This window comes from Teredinibacter sp. KSP-S5-2, from assembly GCF_032773895.1.
Lineage (GTDB): Bacteria > Pseudomonadota > Gammaproteobacteria > Pseudomonadales > Cellvibrionaceae.
Window position 1 is genome coordinate 1,652,351 of the sequence record NZ_CP120416.1, and the last position, 24,406, is coordinate 1,676,756.

Annotated in this window: 20 protein-coding genes; 10 read left to right on the plus strand and 10 right to left on the minus strand. The window is 44.4% G+C overall.

The features are described 5' to 3' along the window. Position 1: 1 nt before the first annotated feature. On the plus strand, positions 2-3,160 hold the full coding sequence (locus P5V12_RS07565; RefSeq protein WP_316956744.1) for an efflux RND transporter permease subunit: 3,159 nt from the start codon (positions 2-4) through the stop codon (positions 3,158-3,160). A 199-nt stretch (positions 3,161-3,359) separates the two neighbouring features. Here the strand turns inward: P5V12_RS07565 and P5V12_RS07570 are convergent, their stop codons facing one another. From P5V12_RS07570 to P5V12_RS07585, 4 genes are all read right to left on the minus strand, one after another. Further along, positions 3,360-3,980 (minus strand): TonB family protein, encoded by a 621-nt coding sequence (locus P5V12_RS07570; protein WP_316956745.1) that lies wholly within the window; start codon positions 3,978-3,980, stop codon positions 3,360-3,362. A 25-nt stretch (positions 3,981-4,005) separates the two neighbouring features. Then, the gene (locus P5V12_RS07575) at positions 4,006-5,304 is read right to left on the minus strand and encodes a TonB family protein (RefSeq protein WP_410483325.1); all 1,299 of its coding nucleotides are present in this window, start codon (positions 5,302-5,304) and stop codon (positions 4,006-4,008) included. Between the two features lie 281 nt (positions 5,305-5,585). Further along, positions 5,586-5,987: a BlaI/MecI/CopY family transcriptional regulator gene (locus tag P5V12_RS07580; protein WP_316956747.1), complete on the minus strand. Its 402-nt coding sequence runs from the start codon at positions 5,985-5,987 to the stop codon at positions 5,586-5,588. A 164-nt stretch (positions 5,988-6,151) separates the two neighbouring features. Continuing rightward, positions 6,152-6,982 (minus strand): CPBP family intramembrane glutamic endopeptidase, encoded by an 831-nt coding sequence (locus P5V12_RS07585; RefSeq protein ID WP_316956748.1) that lies wholly within the window; start codon positions 6,980-6,982, stop codon positions 6,152-6,154. 240 nt (positions 6,983-7,222) lie between these two features. Between P5V12_RS07585 and P5V12_RS07590 the strand changes: the two genes are divergently transcribed. Beyond that, positions 7,223-11,293 carry a hypothetical protein gene (locus P5V12_RS07590; protein WP_316956749.1) on the plus strand — a complete coding sequence of 1,357 codons (4,071 nt, stop codon included), beginning with the start codon at positions 7,223-7,225 and terminating at the stop codon, positions 11,291-11,293. Between the two features lie 41 nt (positions 11,294-11,334). Here the strand turns inward: P5V12_RS07590 and P5V12_RS07595 are convergent, their stop codons facing one another. Beyond that, positions 11,335-12,714: an MATE family efflux transporter gene (locus tag P5V12_RS07595; protein ID WP_316956750.1), complete on the minus strand. Its 1,380-nt coding sequence runs from the start codon at positions 12,712-12,714 to the stop codon at positions 11,335-11,337. A 105-nt stretch (positions 12,715-12,819) separates the two neighbouring features. Between P5V12_RS07595 and P5V12_RS07600 the strand changes: the two genes are divergently transcribed. The 4 genes from P5V12_RS07600 (at position 12,820) to P5V12_RS07615 (ending at position 17,813) form a co-directional block, all read left to right on the plus strand. Then, entirely contained in the window at positions 12,820-13,671 is an 852-nt protein-coding gene (locus P5V12_RS07600; protein WP_316956751.1) for an AraC family transcriptional regulator, read from the plus strand. 71 nt (positions 13,672-13,742) lie between these two features. Beyond that, entirely contained in the window at positions 13,743-14,240 is a 498-nt protein-coding gene (locus tag P5V12_RS07605) for a GNAT family protein (protein WP_316956752.1), read from the plus strand. A 471-nt stretch (positions 14,241-14,711) separates the two neighbouring features. After that, positions 14,712-16,655: a methyl-accepting chemotaxis protein gene (locus tag P5V12_RS07610; RefSeq protein ID WP_316956753.1), complete on the plus strand. Its 1,944-nt coding sequence runs from the start codon at positions 14,712-14,714 to the stop codon at positions 16,653-16,655. Positions 16,656-17,114: 459 nt separating this feature from the next. Further along, on the plus strand, positions 17,115-17,813 hold the full coding sequence (locus tag P5V12_RS07615) for a PEP-CTERM sorting domain-containing protein (protein WP_316956754.1): 699 nt from the start codon (positions 17,115-17,117) through the stop codon (positions 17,811-17,813). A gap of 53 nt (positions 17,814-17,866) precedes the next feature. Here P5V12_RS07615 and P5V12_RS07620 read toward each other — a convergent pair whose 3' ends face one another. Together P5V12_RS07620 and P5V12_RS07625 are read right to left on the minus strand one after the other, a co-directional pair. Beyond that, a complete protein-coding gene (locus P5V12_RS07620; RefSeq protein ID WP_316956755.1) occupies positions 17,867-18,316 on the minus strand; it encodes a DUF4124 domain-containing protein in 450 nt (149 codons plus the stop codon). A 52-nt stretch (positions 18,317-18,368) separates the two neighbouring features. After that, the gene (locus P5V12_RS07625) at positions 18,369-19,259 is read right to left on the minus strand and encodes a fructosamine kinase family protein (protein ID WP_316956756.1); all 891 of its coding nucleotides are present in this window, start codon (positions 19,257-19,259) and stop codon (positions 18,369-18,371) included. A 50-nt stretch (positions 19,260-19,309) separates the two neighbouring features. Between P5V12_RS07625 and djlA the strand changes: the two genes are divergently transcribed. From djlA to P5V12_RS07645, 4 genes are all read left to right on the plus strand, one after another. After that, positions 19,310-20,140 (plus strand): co-chaperone DjlA, encoded by an 831-nt coding sequence (gene djlA, locus P5V12_RS07630; RefSeq protein WP_316956757.1) that lies wholly within the window; start codon positions 19,310-19,312, stop codon positions 20,138-20,140. Positions 20,141-20,167: 27 nt separating this feature from the next. Next, positions 20,168-21,142: a S1/P1 nuclease gene (locus P5V12_RS07635; RefSeq protein WP_316956758.1), complete on the plus strand. Its 975-nt coding sequence runs from the start codon at positions 20,168-20,170 to the stop codon at positions 21,140-21,142. Next, positions 21,142-21,987: an SDR family NAD(P)-dependent oxidoreductase gene (locus P5V12_RS07640; protein WP_316956759.1), complete on the plus strand. Its 846-nt coding sequence runs from the start codon at positions 21,142-21,144 to the stop codon at positions 21,985-21,987. The genes P5V12_RS07635 and P5V12_RS07640 overlap by 1 nt, the downstream gene beginning before the upstream one ends. Before the next feature lie 128 nt (positions 21,988-22,115). Next, complete coding sequence (locus P5V12_RS07645; protein ID WP_316956760.1) at positions 22,116-22,751, plus strand: hypothetical protein; 636 nt, start codon at positions 22,116-22,118, stop codon at positions 22,749-22,751. 64 nt (positions 22,752-22,815) lie between these two features. Here the strand turns inward: P5V12_RS07645 and P5V12_RS07650 are convergent, their stop codons facing one another. The 3 genes from P5V12_RS07650 to P5V12_RS07660 all read right to left on the minus strand — a co-directional run bounded on the left by P5V12_RS07650 (position 22,816) and on the right by P5V12_RS07660 (position 24,396). After that, a complete protein-coding gene (locus P5V12_RS07650) occupies positions 22,816-23,241 on the minus strand; it encodes a YbaN family protein (protein WP_316956761.1) in 426 nt (141 codons plus the stop codon). Between the two features lie 151 nt (positions 23,242-23,392). After that, the gene (locus P5V12_RS07655) at positions 23,393-23,602 is read right to left on the minus strand and encodes a cold-shock protein (protein WP_316956762.1); all 210 of its coding nucleotides are present in this window, start codon (positions 23,600-23,602) and stop codon (positions 23,393-23,395) included. A 260-nt stretch (positions 23,603-23,862) separates the two neighbouring features. Then, positions 23,863-24,396 (minus strand): DUF3806 domain-containing protein, encoded by a 534-nt coding sequence (locus tag P5V12_RS07660; RefSeq protein WP_316956763.1) that lies wholly within the window; start codon positions 24,394-24,396, stop codon positions 23,863-23,865. Positions 24,397-24,406: the final 10 nt, after the last annotated feature.

Here is a 24,406-nt window from a genome sequence, read left to right on the forward strand (position 1 = left end):
CATGGCCGGTTTTTTTATTAATCGCCCGGTTTTCGCCTGGGTTATTTCAATCATTATTATGATGGCCGGGGTGTTGGCAATTAGGCAGTTGCCTGTAGCCCAATATCCAGAGGTTGCTCCACCATCGGTAACGATTTTCGCTTCCTATCCTGGCGCTTCAGCCAAAACCATTGAAGAGTCTGTGGTTCAGGTTATCGAGCAGAGCCTAACGGGCATCGATAATGTGATGTACATGGGGTCCAACAGTTATTCCAGTGATGGCGGTAGTGTTACCTTGACCTTCACTGCGGGTACAGACCCGGATATTGCTCAGGTACAGGTACAAAACAAACTCCAGTCTGCTATGCCACTACTGCCACAAGAAGTGCAACAGCGCGGTGTGACGGTGAACAAATCTTCCGCTGGCTTCTTAATGGTGCTGGGGTTTGTATCTGGCGATGGCAGTATGGATAAGTTTGACCTTGCAGACTTTATTGCGTCCAATGTTCGGGAACCACTTAGCCGTGTTAACGGTGTTGGGCAGATTACCTTATTTGGTTCGCAATATGCGATGCGTGTTTGGTTAGATGCCGACAAGTTGGCGAATTATTCCCTGACAACCAATGATGTTGTTTATGCGATTCGTGCGCAAAACTCGCAGATTGCTGCGGGGGAAATTGGTGGCACACCGGTTCTGCCGGGGCAAGACATAAACGCCAGTATTGTTGTTCAAACCCGCCTGGAAACACCTGAAGAGTTCCAGAATATTTTACTTCGGGTAGACCCTGATGGGGCTCAGGTACGCCTGGGCGATGTTGCCCGTGTCGAAATCGGTGGGGAAAGCTATCAATTTGAAACTGAGTTCAATCAGCAACCTGCAACAGGGTTGGGAATTACTCTGGCTGCTGGTGCAAATGCAATGAATACTGCCCAGGCTATCCGGGACCGTATTGAGGATTTACGTCCTTTCTTTCCGGAAGGTTTGGAGGTTGTTTACCCTTATGACACCACACCGTTTATTAAGCTTTCTATTGAGGGTGTAGTACAGACGCTGGTAGAAGCAGTGATCCTGGTATTTTTGGTGATGTACCTGTTTTTGCAGAATTTCCGGGCCACACTGATTCCCACCATTGCCGTTCCGATTGTGTTATTAGGTACATTCGCCATTTTATATGCCTTTGGTTTCTCGATTAACACACTCACCATGTTTGGTATGGTGCTCGCCATTGGCTTGCTGGTGGATGATGCCATTGTGGTAGTGGAAAACGTCGAGCGGATTATGCACGACGAAGGTTTATCGCCACGGGAAGCAACCAAAAAATCCATGAAGCAGATTACAGGAGCTCTGGTGGGGATTGCTCTGGTGTTATCCGCAGTATTTGTTCCTATGGCTTTCTTTGGTGGTTCTACCGGGATTATTTATAAGCAGTTCTCGATTACGGTTGTATCGGCAATGGCCTTGTCCGTATTGGTGGCACTGACTTTGAGTCCGGCACTTTGTGCAACGCTACTGAAAAAGCCGGATCAGGATCATTCCGAAAAGACGGGTTTCTTTGGTTGGTTTAACCGTAACTTTGACCGTGCAGTAAATAAATATCAGTTCAGTGTCGAGAAAATGATTGGTAAAACCGGTCGTTATATGCTGATTTACGGGCTTATCGTTGTATTGCTCGGTGTTCTATTTAATCGTCTTCCTGGTTCTTTTTTACCGGAAGAAGACCAGGGTATTATTTTTACGCAAATGACTTTGCCTGTGGGTGCAACCCAGCACCGTTCGGTTGAAGTGATGAATCAAATCGAGGACTACTACCTCAAGCAGGAAAAAGAGAATGTTAAGTCTGTTTTCTCGGTAATAGGCTGGAGCTTTAGTGGTGTAGCGCAAAATAATGGTCTTATCTTTATTAACCTGAAACATTGGGATGAGCGTAAGCGTGAAGATCAACGCTCTCAGGTCATTGCTGGCCGTTCAATGGGCTACTTCTCGCAAATAAAAGAAGCGTTAGTGTTTGCCTTTACGCCGCCATCTATTCCTTCTTTGGGTACCGCTTCAGGTTTTGATATGCAATTGAAAGACTTGGGGGGAATGGGGCACGATGCGTTAATCGACGCGCGTAACCAGCTTCTTGGTATGGCGGCAAGTGATCCCCGTCTGGTAGGCGTGAGACCTAATGGTTTGGAGGATAGCCCGCAATTTAAGCTGGATGTGGATAAGGAAAAAGCGGCGGCACTTGGCGTCAGTCTGCAGGACCTAAACGATGTGTTTTCTACAGCATGGGCCGGAACCTATGTGAACGATTTTACTGATCGTGGACGTATCAAGCGTGTTTATGTCCAGGGTGATGCGCAATTCAGGATGATGCCGGAAGACGTTGGTGACTGGTACGTGCGTAACAATAAAGGTGAGATGGTGCCTTTCTCCGCCTTTACGGATGGTCGTTGGGTGTATGGTTCTCCAAGATTGGATCGCTATAACGGTACGCCTTCCGTAAGTATTCAAGGGCAGGGTGCTCCGGGTGTAAGCTCGGGGGAGTCTATGCAAATAATGGAGGAGCTCGTTGCCAAATTACCGCCGGGGATCGGGTTGGAATGGACTGGAATGTCATTACAGGAAAAAGCCTCCGGCGATCAGGCACCGATGTTGTATGCGCTCTCGATTATTGTCGTGTTCCTGTGTTTGGCTGCGCTGTATGAAAGCTGGTCTGTACCTTTTGCCGTTATTTTGGTTGTTCCCCTCGGTATTATTGGCGCTGTGCTTTTTGCCATGTTCAGAGAGCTTTCCAACGATGTCTATTTCCAGGTTGGCCTGTTAACCACTATTGGTTTGTCCTCGAAAAATGCGATTTTGATCGTTGAGTTCGCCAAAACATTGCACGAGCAGGGTAAGGATTTAATCAGCGCGACTATGGAATCGGTGCGTATGCGGTTGCGTCCCATCATTATGACATCCATGGCATTTATGCTTGGTGTAACGCCGCTGGTGATAAGTACTGGAGCGGGTTCGGGTAGTCAAAATGCCATTGGTACCGGCGTGTTTGGTGGTATTTTTTCTGCAACGGTACTGGCGATCTTCTTTGTCCCAGTGTTCTTTGTGGTCGTGTTCAGGCTGGCTGATAAATTTGCTTCTAATAGTAAAGAAGAGGAAAGTAAAAATACGACAGAGCTTGAACAACTGAAAGACTAGTAAGTCGCAACGCTTTGTATAAATAAAAAACCGCCATAAAGGCGGTTTTTTATTGGGGGATACCTAAAAATAGTGTTGATGTAGGAAAACATTGCTTTCTATACACTTCGTACACATTTGTTGAAATCGTATTTATGTATGAAGAAAACGAAAATAAAAAAAACGCCACCGAAGTGGCGAAAGGCACAACTAGAACTCGTTATTTTTGTAATTCGAAACGTATTCGCTGGGTAAGACCATTAAAACGAGTGGCCTTGCCATTGCTGGTTGTGGGCTGATATTTCCAGCGTTTTACAGCGTTAATCGCGGCGTTTTCGAATATTCCTTCAGGTTCGGCGTAGAGCACTTCAATGTTTTCCGTTGAACCTATTGATGTAATATCAAATTTCACATCGACAAATCCTTCAATTCCTCTATTTAACGCTGTTATCGGATATCTTGCTGCCACTCGAACTTGGGGAACAGGTAGGAAGGCGTCACCGAAAATACTTGGGTCTGTGTTTTTGGGTGGCACATACTTTTTAAACGTAATTCCTGGGCCTGTATATTTATTGTCAACCTGTGCTTGTGGTGGCACTTCAGGTGGTGGTTCAATGTCTGTTGGTTTTTCAATCGGTTTTGGTCGAAGTGGTGTTAACGGTTTGTTTTCAAAAATAATTGATGGAAACTTTGGTGGTACAACATCCACGGGTTCAATAAAGGAGTAGGCAATGAGTTTTGTCATAAAGACAAACATTAGTAGTGTAACCAAAGCACCAATAGGCGCTAGCGCTAGCCATTTTGGAATGGGGTTTTGATGATGTGACAATGAATAATGCATAACAGCCTCCTGAGACAATCTCACGTTAATGAGTTTGCTTTAATGCGAGTTTGGTCGCTTTTGGTTTTGTCGTTGTTTTTTTAGGTTCCGTTGTGCCTGATAGTGTGAAAACAAACGTTTCCGTCACATTCTTCGTTATTATTGGTGTATCGTTTATGGTTAAGGGCGAGAAGCGAAAACGCTTGATTGCACTTAACACTGCTTTATCAAAATGCTCCTTTGGTTCTGCACTGACTATGCGTGGGTTAATAACCTTTCCTGTACTTGAAACATCAAACTGGACGATAACCCGGCCTTCAATATTTTCTTTTAACGCTTTCGATGGGTATTTCGGCGTTACGATCGAGCGGGGTAAATACCCTCGGATATAAACAGAGGGAGATTCTATAAAGTCTTCTGCTAGCGGAAGCTCCTTAGGGGCGAGCCCTACGCTGTATTGTGGTACTTCTGGAATTTCATACAGGCTAATTAAATGCTCTTCCGAAGGCAGAGGGCTGTCTTTTTGTAGTTCTATCGCTTTTCTCAGTTCATGGATATTTTTGAACGTGGGCGCAGATCTCTTATCTTCCGGGTTTCCTTGATCTTCAATTTCATAAACGATGAGATCATGTTGTTTGGCATCCATTTCGGAGTATGTTGGTATCGCTGTGGCATGGATTTTTGAGACAAAAAACGCAATAACAATAAAACCCAGCAGCGCATTAATTTTTCGTGTTTGGGAAATATCTTTCCGGTTCTTATCAATGTCCAGTACAAATAGAATTCTTTCGTATAATTCGGAGTTTCGAATAAATCCCAGAGCGTAATCGCCGTGTGAGTGGTCGGCAGAGAGTTCGAGCAGGTCTTCTGCATACTCGGCATTGCAGTTGTGAGTTTTGATGACTAAATCATCTGATGCAATTTCAGCATACCAGTTTAGCTTTGCTGCCACTGTCCAGATCGGGCGTACAAACCAGAGTAAGGCGCAGGCTATTTTGACGAGTATTTTATGCGCCCAGTCATGTCTTTTAATATGGGCAAGTTCGTGGGTTAGTACTCGGGTTAATCTTTCTGAATTCCAGGTAATGTATTGGTATGGAAGCAGAATTTTGGGTGTAAAAAAACCACAGGTCAGAGGTGAGGCCACGTCGTGGCTAACCCAGATCACGACCTTGCGTTTAATGCCCAGTTTTTCCTTCAGCTCGTCGAGTATTGGAAATACGTGATTGTTAATTGGTGCATCACTTTGTGAAATAAGTCGCTCGATAACACGCCAGTCGTGCCAGATGTTAAACAAGTGAGCCAGGCAAACAAAAATATACACCGCTAATATCGTGTATGTCACAATATTCGGACCGCTAAAAAAACTTAATGTTGCGTCAAAAATAGTCGAATTTAAACCGGGAATCAGAAATTGAGGCAAAAAGTTAAAATAAATAGGTTGTAATGTTTGGCCAAATAACAAAACGATCAGGCAGGTAATTATTCCCAAAAGCAAAAATGAATAGCTGGAACTAGCAGATTTGCGAAACGAGTTCTTAACAAACCAATAAAAAACGGATAGCACAATAAAAGGTTTTACCCATAGTGCCAAGAACGTGTTTATTAGGTCAATCGTTACCACAATTACTTACCTTTGTTGTTTTGCTTTTCTTTTACTTTGGCGATGGTTCTTTCCAGCTCTTCGATTTCTCGCCAAGTAAGTTCGCTGCCTTTTGAGTTCAGTAGGGCATTGACGGCATTAATTTTTGAGCCTTTGAAAAAAGTTTTAATTAGACGGTCAATGGCGGTATTGGATGCATTGGTCTTTTTCTGTATAGGAAAATAAATATGCTTATTTCCATCACGCTTGAAAGCAACAACCTGTTTGTCCACCAGTCGGGCAATTAATGCTCGTACTGCGGAATAGCTCGGAGGCTCTGGCATATTCTCCAACACTTGTTGCGCTGATGCTTCGCCCATTTCATATAGGGCGTCCATTATCTGGCGTTCCCTGCGGCTTAATTGAGCGTATTCTTCTGGTGGCATTATTTCTTCTCTAAAGTTCGACGTGATACGTCGTTTTTGTTGTGATGCTAAATATGTAGCACATGCTAAAAAATTAGCAGATGAAAAACGATAAAGCAACCCTTAATTGCTACAAATTTAGCAATTTGTGGTTTTGGTTATCTAAGTACTTGATTTCCCAGGGGTTATAGCGGGTAAGTTAACAGGCTGAAATGGAAAGCATTGACCAGAAAATGCATGGCAATGCTTAAATGTAGGCGTCGAGAGAATGTGAATACCAAGCCGTAACACAGGCTAGCAAGCGCATAAACCACAATAAGCTTCAGCGAGTTCAGTTGATGCACAAGAACAAAAAGCAGAGTGGTTAAGGAGAGTGCAAGTAGTTTGGCAATGGTAATTTGCATTTTAAATTGTTTGTTGGCGATAGTTTCCAGCTTTTGCTGTATGACTAAACGGAAAAATACTTCTTCAACCACGCAGGTAATAAAAAAGTTGTGTAATAAAAAATACCAGATGTATTGCGGCTGTTTGATTTGATATTCCAGATTAAGAAGGTAAATAGCTGCAATAAGCGTGACTGTTACACCGAGGATAACCATGCCTGTACTATGTATGGGGTTTATCTTCGGTAAGGAAAGACTTTTTTGTCTGGTATAAAACCATATCAATAATCCGTAGCCAGCAACGGCCTTCGCCCAGTTAAGATCAAGCGAGAAAGGCTTGCCATTATGATGTAAGGAATCGACTGAAAATAGCAGAGGGTATTGAAAGCTTTCTGGCCGGTATAAACCAATACCAACACTTAGGATAATAACGCTACCCCATAATAAATAATGTAATCCGCCTTTTGTTATGGTGTAGAAATAGCAGCAGATAAATAACAAGCCGGATGCGATTAATACTGCATAGGGTAGCTGCCCCAAAAAACACAATATGCTTCCCAGCGTGATTAGAGTCAGACTTAGAAATAGGGTTGTGCGTTGGATAACGGTGTGTTCTGTTGAAATGGAAAGCATGATTATTTTTCGCTGCTATTTTATCGAACCCTTTGGGTACGCTTAATTTGTGTGCAAGCTTAACATCATAGTGATGCGTTTTTTACTTTGTTTTTATCTGGCTATATTGCTTTTGGATGTTTTTTACTCGCTCCGGCGTTGTATACATCATTCGCAAAAAGAGTGTGCGATGTTGGACAGAAACGGGGCTTTGCTCTTTAATAGCTGGATCAGTGAAAAAAATGTTCCAAGGAAGCGCTTATGTTGAGCCACATTGCCAAATTTCCCATTGTTATTTACTTCGTGGGAGTGATGTTGTTTTCCCCTGCGGCTTTTTCTAAAGAGGTGTATATCCCGCCAGAGCTGCAGCCTTGGAAAGAGTGGGTGTTGCAAGACCACGGGCAAATACGTTGTCCGTTTCTCTATAACGAAGCGAATTACTCTTGTGTATGGCCATCCAGTTTGGCTTTCGATGTAAAAGCCCATTCTGCACGGTTTGAACTTGAGGTTAGTGCTTTTCAGGAAGGCTGGATTAACTTGCCTGGCAGTAACCGGTATTGGCCTCAAAAGGTGATGCTGAATGACAAGCCGGTTAATGTTCGTGAAGTAAATGAGAAACCACAAATATATGTGTCTGCTGGCACTTACCATGTGCGAGGCGAGATTGAATGGCAGAGTATGCCGCGTAAATTACCATTGCCCGCAGCAACGGGGTTACTCAGTGTAAGAGTCAATGGTGAAAGCATTCATGCGCCGATTGTCGATGAACAACATCAACTGTGGTTGGGGCGAGAACAGAAAACGCAAAAAGTTCAGGAGCAGGATGCGTTGGATATACAGGTGTACCGTCATTTAAAAGATGACGTTCCCTTGATGCAGACAACCCGCATTCATCTCAATGTCAGTGGTGGTGAGCGCGAAATTATATTGGGACGGGCTTTGCTGGATGGGTTCAAGCCCATGGAGTTGAGTAGCCCTCTGCCGGCGCGTATCGAAAAAGACGGCAGTATGCGTATTCAAGTTAAGCCTGGGTTCTGGGAAGTGACCTTGAGTGCACGAGCGCAGAAAAAAATGGAGACCTTTTCTATTGAGGCTATGACGGATAATTGGCCCGAGCAGGAATTATGGGTTTTCCAGGCCAATCCTCAATTGCATATGGTGCGTATTTCCGGTGCGGATACTGTCGATCCACAGCGAACTCAATTACCGGAGCAGTGGAAAAATTTGCCCGCATACATTCTGGATAAAGAAACCGTATTACAGGTTGAAGAGCAGTATCGAGGCAATACATCACCATCTGCAAATAAACTTTCGTTAACCAAAGATATGTGGTTAGGTTTTGATGGCAAGCAGTTTACGGTAAAAGATGAAATTGCCGGCGAGGTTCACCGGCATTGGCGTATTAATGCAGAACCTGAATATGAGCTGGGTAGAGTAACCTTAAATGGTGAGCCACAGATGATTTCTCGCATAGCGGAAGGGGGGTTACAAGGGTTTGAAATACGAAGGACCGATATTCAGGCTGATGTAATTAGTAATCTGAAGCGTACATCGGTGATGCCATCAACCGGTTGGCAGGAAGATTTTGACAGGGTGCGAACCGTTTTACATTTACCACCCGGTTGGTCGCTGTTCCATGTTTCCGGAGCCGATTCCGTCAGTGACTCCTGGATTTCCAAATGGTCCTTATGGGATATTTTTCTACTGTTGATTATTACTGTTTCGGCCAGCCGAGTCGGCAGTAAGTTACTTGGTGCAGTGGCGTTAGTGACGCTTTTATTTACCTACCACCGTTATGGTGCGCCGTTATTTATCTGGCTGAATATTATTGCTGTAATGGCGTTATTGCCTGTTGTTTCCGGCAAATTTAAAACCTGGTTAGAGCGGTATCAAATGGTCAGCTTTGTTATTTTGGCCATTATGCTGGTGCCGTTTTCCGTGGATTATTTGCGTCAGGCTGTTTACGTTCAGCTGGAGCAGCCGAATCAGAGTATGTGGTCATATGGTCATTCGTCGAATACTCTAGTTGAGGAATATGCGTTAAATCAAGCCGTTGAAGCCGATATGCTGGCGGAGGAAGAAGTGCTGGTGTCCTCTCGAATGCCTGTGTCCAAAATGAAATCCTGGGCACCCAGTGCGCCGATTGAGAAAAAACGTTACGACTCTAATCAGATCATTCAGACTGGCCCCGGCGTACCCAAATGGCGTTGGCGAGAGGCATACTTGAATTGGAGTGGCCCGGTGAAGCCGGGTGAAACAGTTGGGCTCACATTGGTGCCGCCGGTTCTGAATCGGTTAGGGCACGTGATCTCTGTGTTGTTTTGTATGGGGTTTGCGGTATTACTGTTTGCCCGTAGCTTTCCCGGTATTGCTTTACCGAAGTGGTTATTGCTGTCGCGGGCCAATGCACTTCCAATGGCTTTGCTGATGATACCTGCGATGTTTACACCGCAACCCGCAGATGCGGAAGTGGCCATTGACTCAGAAATTCTGAGCGCACTTGAACAGCGCCTAACCCGCTCGGCAGAGTGTTTGCCGCAATGCGCGAGTATAGAAAAAGCGAAAGTTGAAGCTGACAACGATCAGTTAGCTATCCGTGTACATTATCACGCGTTGGCCGATATCGCTGTGCCACTGCCCTTGCAGGGCCGCAGTTGGTCGCCGAAAAATATTACCGATAATGGTAAACCTGCCAAGTTGCAGCAGAATGAACAGGGTATCTGGTTAATTCAATTGGACAAGGGGAGACATCTTGTCGATGTTGTTGGGGATGTCCGTCATCTTGACTCACTAAATCTACGTTTCCATTTGAATGTTCACAACCTGGCCACCGAAATTGCGCATTGGCAGGTAACCGGTTTTGAACAGGGCGTACTAAAAGGCAACACGTTATTAATGCAACGGGTTAACCCCAGTGTGGAACAAGCGCGGGAAAAAATGTTGCCTGACCCTATGCCTGTTTTTGTGATGATCGAGCGAGAGTTGCAGTTGGATATGGACTGGCATGTGGTGACTCGTGTACGCCGTGTAACTCCGGTGAATGGAGCGATCAACCTCCGTGTACCCATGATGGCCGGCGAATCGCCAATCAATGAATTGGCGGTGCGGGAGAATCAGGTGGAAGTGAATTTTTCACCGAACCAGCAGGTGGTGCAATGGCGTTCGTTGCTGAGTAAAACGGACACACTTCAGTTAACCGCCGCAGAGGGAGACAGTTGGGTTGAGGTTTGGCGGCTGTCCAGTTCCAGTCAATGGCATACGGAGTTTTCCGGTATTCCCGTATTAACGCAAGAACAGGGTGCGCGCCCCGTTTGGCGTCCCTGGCCTGGGGAGCAACTTACCATTCATGTCAGCCAGCCTAAAGCGGTGGAAGGCAAGCAGCTGACTATCGAAAGTATGGAAGCGCAATACAACCTTGGGCGACGGTCAAATACGGCGGATGTGTCATTGTCAGTGAGATCCAGTAAAGGTGGAGAGCTGCCTTTTGCTTTGCCGGAAGGGGCAACGTTGCAGTCGCTGACAGTGAATGGTCGTGTACAACCTTTACCGAAGCAGGAGACCGAGATAAAGATCCCGATACAACCTGGTCAGCAAAATGTGCAGTTGCGTTGGCAGGCGAGTGAGGGGATATCCACATTGGTGACTACGCCGTTGTTGCACTTGGAGCAGCATATTCATAACGCAACCTTGAAAATCCAATTGCCTCGCGATCGCTGGCCGCTGCTTGTGGGTGGCCCGGCTATGGGGCCAGCTGTATTGCTTTGGGGGGTGCTGTTTGTGGTTATTGCTGTGGCCGTGGGACTGGGGCGTGTTCAGGGAATGCCGTTAAAAACCTATGAATGGGTATTACTTGGTATTGGTATGGGCACAGCCAATGTTTATGCGCCGTTAATTGTGGTCGTGTGGCTTTTATTGTTGACCAAGAGAGGGGGCATAACCCATCTGCCGGAGGCGGGGTACTACAAGCTTATGCAGATCGGCTTGTTTGGTTTGTCTGCTTTAGCTTTGATTGCATTACTGGGGACGGTTCCTCATGGGCTCTTGTCCAGCCCGAATATGCATATCGTTGGCAATGACTCCACGGCTTATGCGTTGCAGTGGTATCAAGATGTCGCACTGGACCAGTTGCCAACCGCCTGGGTGTTTTCCTTACCTATGTGGGCATATCGTCTGGCGATGTTGTTGTGGTCTTTGTGGCTGGCTTTTGCCTTAATGAAATGGATAAAGTGGGCCTGGACGCAATTGAGCTATCAGGGAATATGGCCGACAACGGAAAAAAAGCAAAAGCCGGAAGGTGAGAATACAAGTAAAGATGAGGTGAAAGAGTCTTAATCTATTTTGACCGCACAGGAGCTGGCCTGTGCGGTCAATGATTATGCGTCGATTGCCAGATTATTTATCCATTTCTTTTTCTTAATGCGTACAAGTGAGCTTAGCGCCTTAACCACCTCTTCACTTAATATCAAAAGCATTACCCAGTGTAATGGGAGCTTGAAGTAGAGCGCCCCCATTAGTGCACTTGGAATGCCTACCAGCCACAAGGCAATCAAACTGGCATTCATGGAAAAACGAACGTCTCCGCCGCTTTTTAATACGCCTTCCATGGCCATTAAGTTATATGCTTTTAGGATTAAACCAAGTGCCATAACCAAAGTGGCTTTTTTGGCGGATTCCGTGTCCGATAGATTTAACAGAGAATAAAACTGATTTAAATCGAATATATTTGACCAGAGTAACAGGCAAATAAGAAAGCCGCATGCGCTACTGAAGGATAATAAAACCTGAGAGTGCAACCACGCGAGCTTAAGCTTATTCGCCCCTAGCAACTGACCAAGCATGGTCACGCTGGAGGTGTGCAAACCAATAAAAAGAGAAAGCAATACGACTTCCAGTGGAAAGACGATAGAGACAATCGCCAGAACATCCACGCCCATGCGGGCAATAATAAAACCGTAGGTTAATGCGCCCCCAGCCCAGGCACACTGTTGAATAGATTGTGGTATTGCAATATTGAGGAAAATTCGCCAGCGAGTTCGGTTGAATAGCGATGACAGTTGTTGTCTTTTGGGCAGCAGGTACTTATCAAAGATAACAACATGTATAACCAGCCATAGAGTTTGCGTCATTCTGGAAATAGCGGTGGCCCAGGCGGCACCTTCTAATCCCATAGCCGGGGCACCCCAGTGACCAAAAATCAGAACGTAGTTCAATATTAAATTGACGAAAACGGAAGCCGCACTGATGAGTAAAATAATTTTGGTTTTTTCCAGGGAGCGCAGAACAGATTCAATTGGCACCACGAAAACAGTTCCAATTAATGTCCACCCTGTAATTTGAATATACAGCGATGCGTCAGCAACAAAACGACCGTCATCTGACGCCAGGCGAACAATCTGTTCCGGGTAGAAACTATAAATAAGAATAAATGGTGTGGTGAGTACCAACGAAAATAAAATGGCCTGAGTCAGGGGAAACCACACTTGATCTTTTTTGCCTGCCCCAAACAATTGTGCGGCAAAAATTGCAGCGCCAGCAGCACCGCCAAACACCAGCATAATATTGAATAGCATCATTCGGCCTGCGAGCCCCGTAGCGGCGACGGCGGTCTCGTGAACTTGGGCAACCATAAATGCGTCGGCCAGGCCAAAGCAGGCAAAGGTGAGTGAATGAGCCATGATGGGAGTGGAGAGGCTTAACAGCTTGCGCCAAAAGTCTCCTCCAACCCATAACCATAAACGAAATACAGATGCCATATTACCTCCGATAGCCTTTGAATTATTATCTGGTTAAACCGGAGTGATGTCTTATGCTAGTATCTCTAAAACTTGTGTGAATCGCTCATTCTTCCCGGAGGAGAGATGGAATACGAAGAGATAGAAATTTCCTCGCCGTGCATTCAACGTATCGTTAATCGCAGTGATGTCAGTGGTATGGAGGAAATGGGCTTTATGCAGCTTGGGGTGTGCAATGCGATTGATATTTTCACTGTGTCCCGACGTTCATCGGAAAACCATATGGCGATTTATACCTTTGGTGGCCTTGGTACCTTAACTCTGGATAACTGCACACACAGCCTGGTGCCAGGTAGTTTAGTCTGTGTTCCCAGTGGCACAACCAATAAAATTCAGGTCGCTGAAAAGGAATGGCATTTGGTGTGGGCCATGCTCAAGCCGGGGGATACCTGGAATAGTTTATTTGACGTTTTTAACATGCTGGACTTCCCCAAGGGCGAGGTATTTAAAACTTCGGTAGAAAATATTTACTCTGCAACAGAATTCACAGACACGGTTATGCAGCAGTTGCTTGCTTCACAACTTGATGTGTGCAGACATATATTGACCACGTCATTAACGAAAGAAGATGGAGTAAAAAATAGTACTAAATCTAATAATTTACGACGTTTGAACAGGCTCTTTGATGAAGTGTGCCTGCAGCTGCAGTGTCAATGGTCTATTGAAGATCTCACTGACCGGGTGCATTGGTCCAAAGCCCATTTACACCGTTTGTGTATGCAGTTTTACGGTATGGGCCCACAGCAAAAGATTATCCAAATGCGAATGAATATGGCCAGTAAGTTACTGGCCGATACGGATATGCCAGTTCAACATGTGGCCGAATTAGTGGGGTATCAGGACTTGGCCGGTTTTTCCGCTCGATTTAAGAAATATTGGAAAGTCAGCCCGAGGCAGTACCGCGGTCAAAACGGATGAATGGATTTTTTGTAGGGTATTCGTTGGTTTTTATCTCCAGGAACCGAAAACGTTTTAGAAAGGATTAGGGAATGAAAATACGAGAAGCTGAAGTGAATGATGCCGCGGCAATGCTTGAACTGTTTAAAAAGCTGGATTCAGAAACATCGTTCATGCTAATGGAACCAGGGGAAAGAAAGACCAGTTTGGAAGAGCAGCAGAAACAGATAGAGAGCTTTGCCAATACCGCATCCAAACTGATGGCTGTGGCTGAAATTCAAGGGCATGTCGCCGGTTTTATTGTTGCTGTTGGCGGTTTTGCCCAGCGAAACCAGCATTCTGCTTATATGGTTATTGGTGTTGAGAAACGTTATTGGCGACAGGGAATTGCCGGAGCAATGATAGGTTTTATGGAAGATTGGGCAAAGAATCATGGCATACATCGAATTGAACTCACCGTGGTAGAAGAGAATCTTGCTGCCCGTGCTTTGTATCGTCGGTGTCAGTATGTTGAAGAAGGCTTAAAGCGGGATGCACTCAAAATCGGTGGCCGCTTCTTTAATGAAATCTATATGGCCAAGTTGATTTAATGATTTATTTTATGTTCTCACCTGTGCCCTCTTAACTACCTGCATATGAAATATTTCTCATGTCTTTTTACGTTTATTGTGAACTGGGTTTATGTGCTACATGTGATAAAGCCCTTCTCTTTATAAGCTATTTATGAATATGTCAGGAGTAAACGGAATAGGTGGTTCGGATGTGTTTGTGTTTTGGTTATTAAGATGATTATTCGGTTATAAAAATCTCGATTTTTGTTCATTGTCTATTAATTCCTGTTTGTTTTTAAAGGAAGTTATTTGTGCCACTTCATCTATACTCAAAGCGAGTTTGCTTGCATTTCGTTTGCCTGAAGCTCGGGAGTAGATCGTTCGTATTGCACGAGTGATGTATCAGGATTACATACTGTTATGTTCTTTTCGAAGTATTCATTTTAACGCTGAGCCCTATTAGGGCTGGTAATAATTCTACTTGAGCGAGATAGTGCTGTGTTTTCTAAAATGAAGTTGATTCAACAGTTGAATGTTGGTTTTGGCCTGATATTGGCGTTGTTAATTATCGTTGCATTGATCGCTTACAATGGTTTTTCTAATGGATATAGCAATTTCGTAGAGTACCGATCCTTGGCTACGGATACCAATCTGGCTGGTCGGGTTCAGGCGAATATGCTGATGATGCGACTGTCAGTACTGGGTTTTATCAATACAGGTTCAGAGGAATCCGTAGCTCAATACCACTCGCGTAAAGATAAAATGAAGCAGTTTTTGTCTGAAGCGAAAAGTGAAATTGTTGACCCTAAGCGTGCAGGGCTTATTAGTGATGTTGCCACAGGTGTTGATGAATATGAGAATTCGTTTGAGCAGGTTGTGAGCCTATTTCAGCAGCGAAATGATTTGGTGTTTAAACAGCTGGATCCAGCTGGCCTGGCAATGAGGAAAACCGTTACCAAGATAAGGGAGTCCACTTTTTCGGAAAATAACGTCCAGGCAATGAATTATTCTGGAGAGTTACAGGAGCATCTGCTATTAGGAAGGCTTTATGTCACTAAATATCTGGTGAGCAATAAGGATGAAGATGCAACGCGAGCGAATGAAGAACTAAGTAAAAATATGCCTAAGTATATTGCTTTGCTTGATAAGGAGCTGATAAGTCGGGAGCAAAGGGAGTTGTTAAGCTCATTAGACAAGTATCATCAGTCCTATCAACAGACCTTTGATCAAATTAAAGGAATTATTCAAAAGCGAAATGGTTTGATCGAAAATTCTCTTAGTCGGATTGGCCCCGAGGTGGCGGATAAAATTGAAGAAGTTAAGTTATCGATAAAAGAAGAACAGGACAGACTTGGTCCTATTGTGCAGGAAGAATCGAGAATGGCTGTGACTATGGTAATTTTTGTTTCTATTGTTGCCATTATCTCGGGGATTCTTGTTTCCGGTATTATGGCACGTATTATCCGTCGCCCAATAGGTGGAGAACCAGCGGAAATCGCCAGCATTGTCCATAAAATTTCTGACGGTGATTTGAGTCAGAACCTCGAATGCTCCAATCAGGATAGCGGTATTTACCTATCTGTATGTGAAATGTCAGAGAAGCTAAAAAGCTTGATCAGTTCGATGGTTTCCATGAGCAGGCAGCTCTCTGAGTCAGCGGAAGTGAGTTCAAGTTTGGCCGAACAAAATGTGAAAACGGTTAATCAACAAAAATTGATGACGGACCAAGTTGTTGTTGCAATCGAAGAAATGTCACAAAGCTTTAATGAGGTTGTAAAGCATGCGTCCGATTCTGCTGCTAAATCCGATGCGGGTATGGAGGAAGTGGAAAAGGGACGTAGTTCAGTCAAGCATACTGTCACTTCCGTTTCCGATTTGTCCTCGAGCCTAAATAACTCAATGCAGGTGCTTAAGGATCTGGAACAACAAAGTGTGCAGATTGGTGTCGTCGTGGAAGTTATTCAAAGTATTTCCGAACAGACAAATTTATTGGCATTAAATGCCGCCATTGAGGCAGCCCGTGCGGGTGAGCAAGGTCGAGGCTTTGCTGTGGTTGCTGATGAAGTTCGTACTTTGGCTCAGCGCACACGAGAATCGACAACTGAAATTCAGGACATTATTCAGAGTCTTCAGACCGGTACGGCAAATACAGTAAGTTCAATGGATAAGTGTACGACTCAAGCCATATCAACAGTCGAGAAAGCCGAGGCGACAGATACCGCGCTTGCCGCAATTTATAATGTAATTAGCGAAATCTCGAATATGAACACTCAGGTTGCCGCTGCTGTTGAGGAGCAGTGTGCGGTGGCTCAGGATATGTCAAAAAACATGGCGAATATATCAGACACGTTGGATGATACTGCCGAGAGCACAAGCAACGCACAAGTAGCCAGCGCCCAAGTTAAATCTATGGCAGGTGAGTTAAGTAACTTGGCATCGGGGTTTAAGCTCTAAAAGCTGAATAATGGTTTTTCTTGTCATGCAATTGATGCAGCTGTTTTTTTAATTATGGTTAGAGCCTCTATCTGGAAAGCGTTAGAGGCTATACTTTCTACGTTATATCAATAAGTAATTAAATCTGCGTCAGAATTGGTGGTTCATGAAGTTTTGTTTTAATAGATGACAAAAAATTCAAAAATTTTAAAAAAATAAAACACAGTTTTCGTCGGAAAATGTTACATCTTTATGATTGGAATGAGTTTTATTTCGCTTTGATGATGCCTTTTGTTTACATGGAACACGCTTTTTCTGGCGTATCTAATTATTTTTTAAAGCCTGGTTCACATTCTTTATAATTTATTAGTCGATTTTATTTACATTTTACAAATTTGCTTTGTCTATTTGTTGTCTTTAGTATGGATGACAGGTAAGTCGTTTTTTCTTTTTTTTGTGGATTTTTTGAGGGATACGAAAATGAAAAAGTCATTTTTATTGGGATGCTTTCTTTTGTTCTTGCCTCTGTTATCGAACTCAGGGATTGTTGAGATTCAGTACGAAGGGGTAATTACTTCTGTTGATGTCGAGTATATTGAAGGGCCGGATACATACTTTCCTTATGATACCTATGCTGATAGAGAGTGGTCTGTCGGAGATGTCTTTTCGTCAACCTATACCATAACTCTGGACGACCGTTTTTTACAGAGTGGATCAAACTGGCTTGAGTATTCTGATAGCTCCGAGTATACCCAATGGTTGGTTCAATCCGATTATGTTGGTGGGCGTAAGCCTGAGGTGGCCACTAACCTCGATAGTTTTCGAATTGCGGATAACGGTTCGTCGGGCGACACCATTGAGGTCTATGATGGTCGTCATGATGGGGACGACTTGGCATTTGTCTCCATTTTTACAACCTTTACCAGTTCTATTCTTGATTTGGTTTCTGCGGATCTACTCAGAGATGGGGTGATATCCGTTGACGATGCCAATCAGTTAACTGGTTCAAGTGGTCATTTTTTTAATGGCTATATTATGGAAACAATTCCACGTATTGGCGCAACATTTGATGTCACGTCGTTAGTCATGTCAACATCTGGTGTCAGTGTTCCGGAGCCTGGTTCGTGGGGGTTGTTTTTTATTGGTGCTCTGTGTTTGTTTTTACGACGTATTCAGTAATCTTTAGATTTTTATCTGGTTACTGAATTGCCATCAAAGCTAAAAGCGGAGGATTAAAGCTTTAATTTCTCCGCTTGTTTTATATCGCACCCCATTGCGTTGTGTCGTTTTCTGAATTCTTCTGCCAACCGATTTTGTTCCCGTCGTGTAAGCATCTTGCCATCATCTGTTTCTAATACCAGAACGTGACGGACACCTTCTTTAAACTCAGAGCTGGACAATTTCCTGTAGTCTTCCGCTGCTTTTTTGCAGATTTCCACGAGTTCGTTTTGTTCAACTGGCTGGGCAGGTTTAGTGGTGACGGTATTGTAAAGAGGAGGGCGAAATTCTACTGCTTCAGACGAGTTTGTTTCGGTTTGCTCAACTTTTTGGGCTTCTTTATGTTGTTGTCGGTCGCCAAAATGCACTTTGCCATTTTCATCTTTCCAGGTGTAGATCTCGCCAGCCTGACTGGTGAGTGGGATGGTGATTAAACAGGCACAAAGTAAAGAACGTATTTCCATTTGTTTGCTATTCCTAGTTTGTTTTTTGAGCACCGAAATTGCTCTAACTCTATTAAGCTGAATGAATAATCGTGTTGATCAATGATAAACAACTATTCAGGTAGCCTCCACCAAATAAGTTGAGGTGGTTTAGCATGTGGTAAAGATTGTAGATTGGTTTCCTTCTCTTGTACTCCCCGTCAATTGGCCATTGATCACGGTAGCTTTGGTAAAACGCTGGAGAAAAGCCGCCGAACAATTCCGTCATGGCAATGTCCGCTTCTCTGTCACCATAGTAACTTGCAGGGTCAAAGATGGCGGGCGTTCCGTCTTCTAGATGACCGGCGTTGCCGCTCCATAAGTCTCCGTGAAGGAGTGAAGGATCAGGTTGGTGATCCTGTAATACAGATTGAATCGCTTTGGTTAATTGTTGCTCAAAAGGGGCCAGTTGCGAGCTGAACCCAGTTTGGTATGCCATCTTTAGCTGCGGTATCAGCCTTTGTGTTATCCAAAACTCACACCAGTTTGTATGCCAGAGGTTGAATTGAGGGGATCTACCTATATAGTTATCTCCCTGCCAGCCATATTTTTTGCACAGGTTACGGTGTAGCATAGCCACCTGTTTGCCAAGGGTGGACTGGTTTTGTGGATGGCTTGTAAAGCTCAGGTATTCCATCGCCAAATAGGCACACTGGTTTGTTGTGCCGTAGGTAAAGGGGCAGGGAGTTTTGATGCATTGTGTTTCGCGAATGGCTTCAAGTGCTTCAGCTTCCGTCGCCAACACGGGTTCACAATCAACGGTATTGGTTTTGATGAAAAAGCGCTTACCATCCGTTGTTATAAGTATGTAACTGTTATGAATATCACCGCCGGTTACCGGGGTTAATTTGTTTATTTGAATGGGGGAATCTGAAGCAGTGGAAAGCTGTTGCAGAATGGGATTCCAATCTTCGTGCTGGATCATATTTGCTGAGGCCTTTTTCGCCCTAGTATATCGAGGTTATAAATAATTGCATGGGTAAATTAATTGGGGCGTTAATCGGTTTTTTCTCTCTCGGTTTCTGGGGGGTACTGATTGGTTTGGTGGTAGGACACTTCTTGGATAAAGGGATTAAACACGTACCAAATCGTATGTCGGCAGAAGAAAAAGCGCGTGTGGAAAAAGCTTTCTTTGAAGCATTGTTTCCTATCTTAGGCCATATAGCAAAAGCGGATGGCCGAATTTCTGAGGAAGAAATCAAGAACACCGAAGACCTAATGACCCAGATGGGGTTGCACTCCGAACAGCGTAAGGTGGCGATCAACCTTTTTAAGGAAGGCGCTGGCCCTGATTTTGATGTGTCGCGGACGCTTGAGTTGTTCAACTCTGAATGTGGTGGACGCAGAGAGCTAAAACAAATATTCCTGGTATACCTGATTACCCTGGCTTATGCAGACGGCCACTTGCATGAAGCTGAAGAACGAATTTTGGGCGAAACAGCCGAAAAGCTTGGCTATTCGCGGTTTGCCTTTAACCATCTACTGGGCATGATTCGAGCCCAGGCTCATTTTTACCGTGGGCAGCAGCAGGAGAGTGGTTACCATTATCAGGAGCGAGCTCGGGGTGGTCATGGCTACAGTGCCACTGGCGCAGATGAGTTAAAGCTCGCATATGATGCTCTTGGTGTGAGCGAATCGGTAACTGATGCTGAATTGAAAAAGGCATATCGCAAATTGATGAGTGAGTATCACCCGGATAAACTGGCCGGCCGGGGGGTTCCCGATGATATGGTGAAGCTTGCCACAGAAAGATCTCAAGAAATTCAGGTAGCCTATGACCTGATTAAAAAATCCAGAAAAAAATAACAATAATTATTCAAATCGAGGTCTGATATGAAACCTATGATAAAAAACATACAGATTATTATCGTTACCACTGTTTTTGCACTGGCATCAACTCAGGTGCTTGCCTGGTCAGAAAAAGGGCATCGAAAAATTACTGAAGATGCAATGCATCTATTACCTGAGAAATATCAAAAAACCTACCACCAATGGGCAGAAAATCTCAGGAACGATTCGGGTAAAGAAATAAAAAAGGGAGATAAGACGAAGAAAAATGTCAGTGAAAAGTGTGACGTCGTTGACCTCGCTTTGTTGCCAGACCAAGTACGTAAAGAACCTTTGGGTGATGTCTTTGCCAGGTATGATGTGGCAGTGCCAAACGCCTTGAAATCATATGCTGACAGCTCCACTTCTGATTGGCACTATTCCAATACTCCTTATATCAAGGACGGTTCTAAAGCCTGTGAAAAACAAGCCTGCGAAATTGAGGAAAAAGGCAACCTGGTTCAAGCATTAATTGCATTGGATAAAGCCTTGCAGGAACCGATTAACGAGAAACAAAAAATTCTGGTTGTTGCCTTTCTTGTTCACTTGATAGCAGATGCGCATCAGCCTTTGCATGCCATGAGTTTAATGACTGCTCCAGGAAAGCATGATCGAGGAGGCAATGGTTTTTGTGTGGTCAAAAAGAAATCTGGATGTAAGCAGAATTTACATCAACTCTGGGATGGCGGTTTTGGTGTTTTTGATAAAGATGCACCGCTGGCAGATAACATCGGTGATCAGTTCCTGCGTCGTGTTTGGTTCCAGCCCGAGCTATGGGTTCAGGAATCCTATGATATCGCTTCAGATGTCTATAGATTGAAAGAAGGGGTTAAACCCAGCAAAAAATACGAGGAAGTGGCTGAGCTTATTGTTACCACTCGTACTCGCCTGGCTGTTGAAAGAATTGCATTTTATTTACGTACCTATTTGCAGGACGAGAGTGAAAAACCTCGTTTGCCAACTAACCCAAGAGGCTTTTAATGACGGTTCATTGCAAACCTATTTTAGTGACAGGTTGTTCCAGTGGAATAGGGCTTAGTGCGGCTGAGATCCTGCAAAAAAGAGGATATAAAGTTGTCGCCAGTGCTCGTATACCTGAAGATGTTGAAGCGCTAAAAGAAAGAGGCTTGCAACATGTTGTTCAACTCGATCTGGAGTCGAGTGCATCCATTGATTCGGCGATTGAGCAGGTACTCGAAATTACCGATGGTAAATTATTTGCCCTGTTTAATAACGGGGCATATGGTATCCCGGGGGCGGTTGAAGATCTAAGTCGTGAAGCGCTCAGAACGCAGTTTGAGACAAATCTATTTGGAACTCATGAGCTGACTGTAAAGTTGATTCCGACCTTACTTAAGGAGAAGGATGCCCGGATTGTTCAAAACAGTTCTGTACTGGGGTTTGCGGCTATGCCGATGCGTGGAGCATACAATGCTTCCAAGTTTGCGCTGGAAGGCTTGACCGATACCATGCGTATTGAACTGTCTGAAACCAATATTAAAGTCAGTTTGATTGAACCTGGCCCAATACATACCCGTTTTCGGGAAAACGCACTTGCGGCTATGAGGCGTCATATTGATTTTTCTAAAAGTCGTCATCGCCAGCGTTACGAAGAAGCCTTGGCTCGCCTTACCAAAGAAGGGCCGAGTTCAAAGTTTACCCTTATGCCTGAGGTGGTGGTGGATAAATTGATCCATGCTTTGGAGTCGCCCAGGCCCAAGGTACGTTACTACGTAACCTTTCCTACCTACCTATTTGCTTATCTAAGGCACATTCTTTCTTACAGGCAAATGGATAAACTGCTGTTGAAGGTTGTTAAGTCCTGATCCCGGTGGGAATGACATCAGAGTTTATTTAATACTTTCTTTTTCTACTGCTTCCTCTTCAAAATTACTCTGTTGTATTTTTTTGATGTAATTTACGCCATACAATTGCATACGCCGGCTGCTGGGCTATGTTGAATAAAAATAACAACAATGAGCAGCTTGCAATGTCTGATTCCCCTCCGCGAAGCCGGCCATCAACACCTGAGCCCAGACCATCTCCCAGAAGGGCTTCTTCGTCTGATGAATCACTTTCCCCTATGCCAAGCCCAGCGGCCGCTGGGCTATCATCTGCGTTATCAACACCACCGTCGTCACCAAGAGTCCGATCCGCTGCAGCGGCAAGTAGTTCAGCTGCAGCGGCATCTCACCCTTCACCTAGAGCAATGGCTCCACCTCCAGAAACAGATTTTATGATGGGAATGGGTGGTTTGAACAAGCACACAAAAAGAGCCGAAGAGAAACAGACAACAGTCCCAAGAAAAGTAAAAGGAAGGCGCGGTAAACCAAGTGCAATGGTGAATACTACGGTAAGAAACGCCTCCACCTTACAACGCCATATGGCACGGTTAAAGGCAGGACATGGTCGACCTACAGGCCGTACTGTGCCCACTGGAATGGGAAATGCAGATGTTTTCGAGTTATCCACCAGCACACCAGGGCGAGCCCCATCCCTTTACGCGAGAAAACCAGATGGTGGTACATTCCCTCTACCACCATCAGACGGCTTGGACTATGAGTCAAGCGATGACGAAAGCGGCAGCTGATGTTGAAAGAGTTTCTTTTGTTCTCGGTATATGCCTGGTACCACTTGATATTTTTATCTAGGCGTTACTCTCCATTTTCATGTGTATTATTTATGGTTGGATTGTTATTCGGAACAACTGGCACCACTGTCGGGCTTGTGCGCGAGCGATGTAATATATAAATACTTACGCTTAAACCAATGACAATCAATATGGCTGTAACCAGCGGTTTTTGCACAATGAATGCAGAAATCGCCAAGCATAACCACAAACTGAGAAGAATTTTATTGCGTGTTTTTTTGGGGATGGGTTGGCCAGAGCTCCAGGCATTTATTAGCGGGCCCAGTTTGGGGTGACTTGTTAACCAGTTGTGGAAAGAGCTGGATGAGCGTGCAAAACACCAGGCGGCGATGAGTAGAAAAACTGTCGTGGGCAGTAAGGGAAGGAAAATGCCCAGGGTGCCCAGAGCAACACATAACCAGCCGGTACCAATTAAGCAAATACGTTTCATCTAACCTCAACATCGGTTTATAAGGTTCAGATAAGAGTATATGTCAGGGAACAGAGAAACCCAATGACACATACGTAGTATGTGCCGTGTTAAGCGAGGGTAAAACCATTCGCCCGCAGAGCGGGCGAAAAGGAGAGAAAATTTACGTTATTTAAACAGGTTCAACATTTTCTGCTTGAGGGCCTTTTTGACCTTCACCTTCAGTAAAGGTGACGGACTGACCTTCTTTCAATGTTTTGAATCCCGAGCCTTGAATATTGCTGAAGTGCACGAACAAGTCTGAACCGCCTTCTCGGCTAATAAAACCATAACCTTTGCTTTCATTGAACCATTTAACAGTTCCAGTAAGTTTGTCTGACATTTTGTACTAACGACCTTTCTATATTCTATTGAAATCACTGAGCTATGCTGGAGGCTCTACGTGCTTTTGTCGTCTACGCAATTGCTAGATTACAGTCACGTAAGGTTTAGCTATAACAGCAGAAATACAGATAAACTTGGGTGCTTCCTACATAACGTACACTGGATTCTAGGAGTCTTCTATTACGAAAACAATACAAATTTGTGGATGTGTTTGTAATTGTGTCCGTGGGTGCAATATGTGTTAATTTCGGCGACAAGTTAATAGGGGTCATCGCTGAACGGTAGGGTTGGCATATGACTTTTTACAAGGTCTAAGCCTTTTTCATATACTATTTTAACGTTCGGGTTTAGGCCTGCCTCCAGACGACGAGATAGCATTGTGATGGGGAAAATGCATTCTTGTGTATCTTTAACGCACACAGCGTGGGACTTGCCAAGCTCGTCTTCGTAGACTTTCCACTCCAGCGATTTGTATTGACTGGCGTATACATCACCCAAAATTACACCGATTGCTTGCAGCGAATCGGTATCATCTCGCTTAATGACTTTCTCATCGACTACGCGTTGCAGCAAACTCAAGTCACTAAGGTTGCCGTGAAACTGACTGCCAAATTCTGAACGGGTTATCTCATTGGCCTTTTTGCGTTGCTTCTCCAAGAAATTTTGGTTCAGCCAGTTTAATTCGCTTATGGGGCTGGCAGATTCGTCATTAGCATAAATGGACGAGTCTGCGCTGGCCTGGATCGATAGTGTCAGGGTGAGTACGAGAGATACAACGGGGAATACTTTCATGAGTGAGAAA

What these genes read in the sequence shown, in the direction of transcription:
- djlA (WP_316956757.1), top strand. Translation starts at nt 19,310, where the DNA reads ATGGGTAAATTAATTGGGGCGTTAATCGGTTTTTTCTCTCTCGGTTTC.
- P5V12_RS07610 (WP_316956753.1), top strand. Translation starts at nt 14,712, where the DNA reads ATGAAGTTGATTCAACAGTTGAATGTTGGTTTTGGCCTGATATTGGCG.
- P5V12_RS07620 (WP_316956755.1), bottom strand. Translation starts at nt 18,316, where the DNA reads ATGGAAATACGTTCTTTACTTTGTGCCTGTTTAATCACCATCCCACTC.
- P5V12_RS07605 (WP_316956752.1), top strand. Translation starts at nt 13,743, where the DNA reads ATGAAAATACGAGAAGCTGAAGTGAATGATGCCGCGGCAATGCTTGAA.
- P5V12_RS07600 (WP_316956751.1), top strand. Translation starts at nt 12,820, where the DNA reads ATGGAATACGAAGAGATAGAAATTTCCTCGCCGTGCATTCAACGTATC.
- P5V12_RS07625 (WP_316956756.1), bottom strand. Translation starts at nt 19,259, where the DNA reads ATGATCCAGCACGAAGATTGGAATCCCATTCTGCAACAGCTTTCCACT.
- P5V12_RS07595 (WP_316956750.1), bottom strand. Translation starts at nt 12,714, where the DNA reads ATGGCATCTGTATTTCGTTTATGGTTATGGGTTGGAGGAGACTTTTGG.
- P5V12_RS07580 (WP_316956747.1), bottom strand. Translation starts at nt 5,987, where the DNA reads ATGCCACCAGAAGAATACGCTCAATTAAGCCGCAGGGAACGCCAGATA.
- P5V12_RS07565 (WP_316956744.1), top strand. Translation starts at nt 2, where the DNA reads ATGGCCGGTTTTTTTATTAATCGCCCGGTTTTCGCCTGGGTTATTTCA.
- P5V12_RS07570 (WP_316956745.1), bottom strand. Translation starts at nt 3,980, where the DNA reads ATGCATTATTCATTGTCACATCATCAAAACCCCATTCCAAAATGGCTA.
- P5V12_RS07640 (WP_316956759.1), top strand. Translation starts at nt 21,142, where the DNA reads ATGACGGTTCATTGCAAACCTATTTTAGTGACAGGTTGTTCCAGTGGA.
- P5V12_RS07635 (WP_316956758.1), top strand. Translation starts at nt 20,168, where the DNA reads ATGAAACCTATGATAAAAAACATACAGATTATTATCGTTACCACTGTT.
- P5V12_RS07585 (WP_316956748.1), bottom strand. Translation starts at nt 6,982, where the DNA reads ATGCTTTCCATTTCAACAGAACACACCGTTATCCAACGCACAACCCTA.
- P5V12_RS07645 (WP_316956760.1), top strand. Translation starts at nt 22,116, where the DNA reads ATGTTGAATAAAAATAACAACAATGAGCAGCTTGCAATGTCTGATTCC.
- P5V12_RS07615 (WP_316956754.1), top strand. Translation starts at nt 17,115, where the DNA reads ATGAAAAAGTCATTTTTATTGGGATGCTTTCTTTTGTTCTTGCCTCTG.
- P5V12_RS07660 (WP_316956763.1), bottom strand. Translation starts at nt 24,396, where the DNA reads ATGAAAGTATTCCCCGTTGTATCTCTCGTACTCACCCTGACACTATCG.
- P5V12_RS07650 (WP_316956761.1), bottom strand. Translation starts at nt 23,241, where the DNA reads ATGAAACGTATTTGCTTAATTGGTACCGGCTGGTTATGTGTTGCTCTG.
- P5V12_RS07655 (WP_316956762.1), bottom strand. Translation starts at nt 23,602, where the DNA reads ATGTCAGACAAACTTACTGGAACTGTTAAATGGTTCAATGAAAGCAAA.
- P5V12_RS07590 (WP_316956749.1), top strand. Translation starts at nt 7,223, where the DNA reads ATGTTGAGCCACATTGCCAAATTTCCCATTGTTATTTACTTCGTGGGA.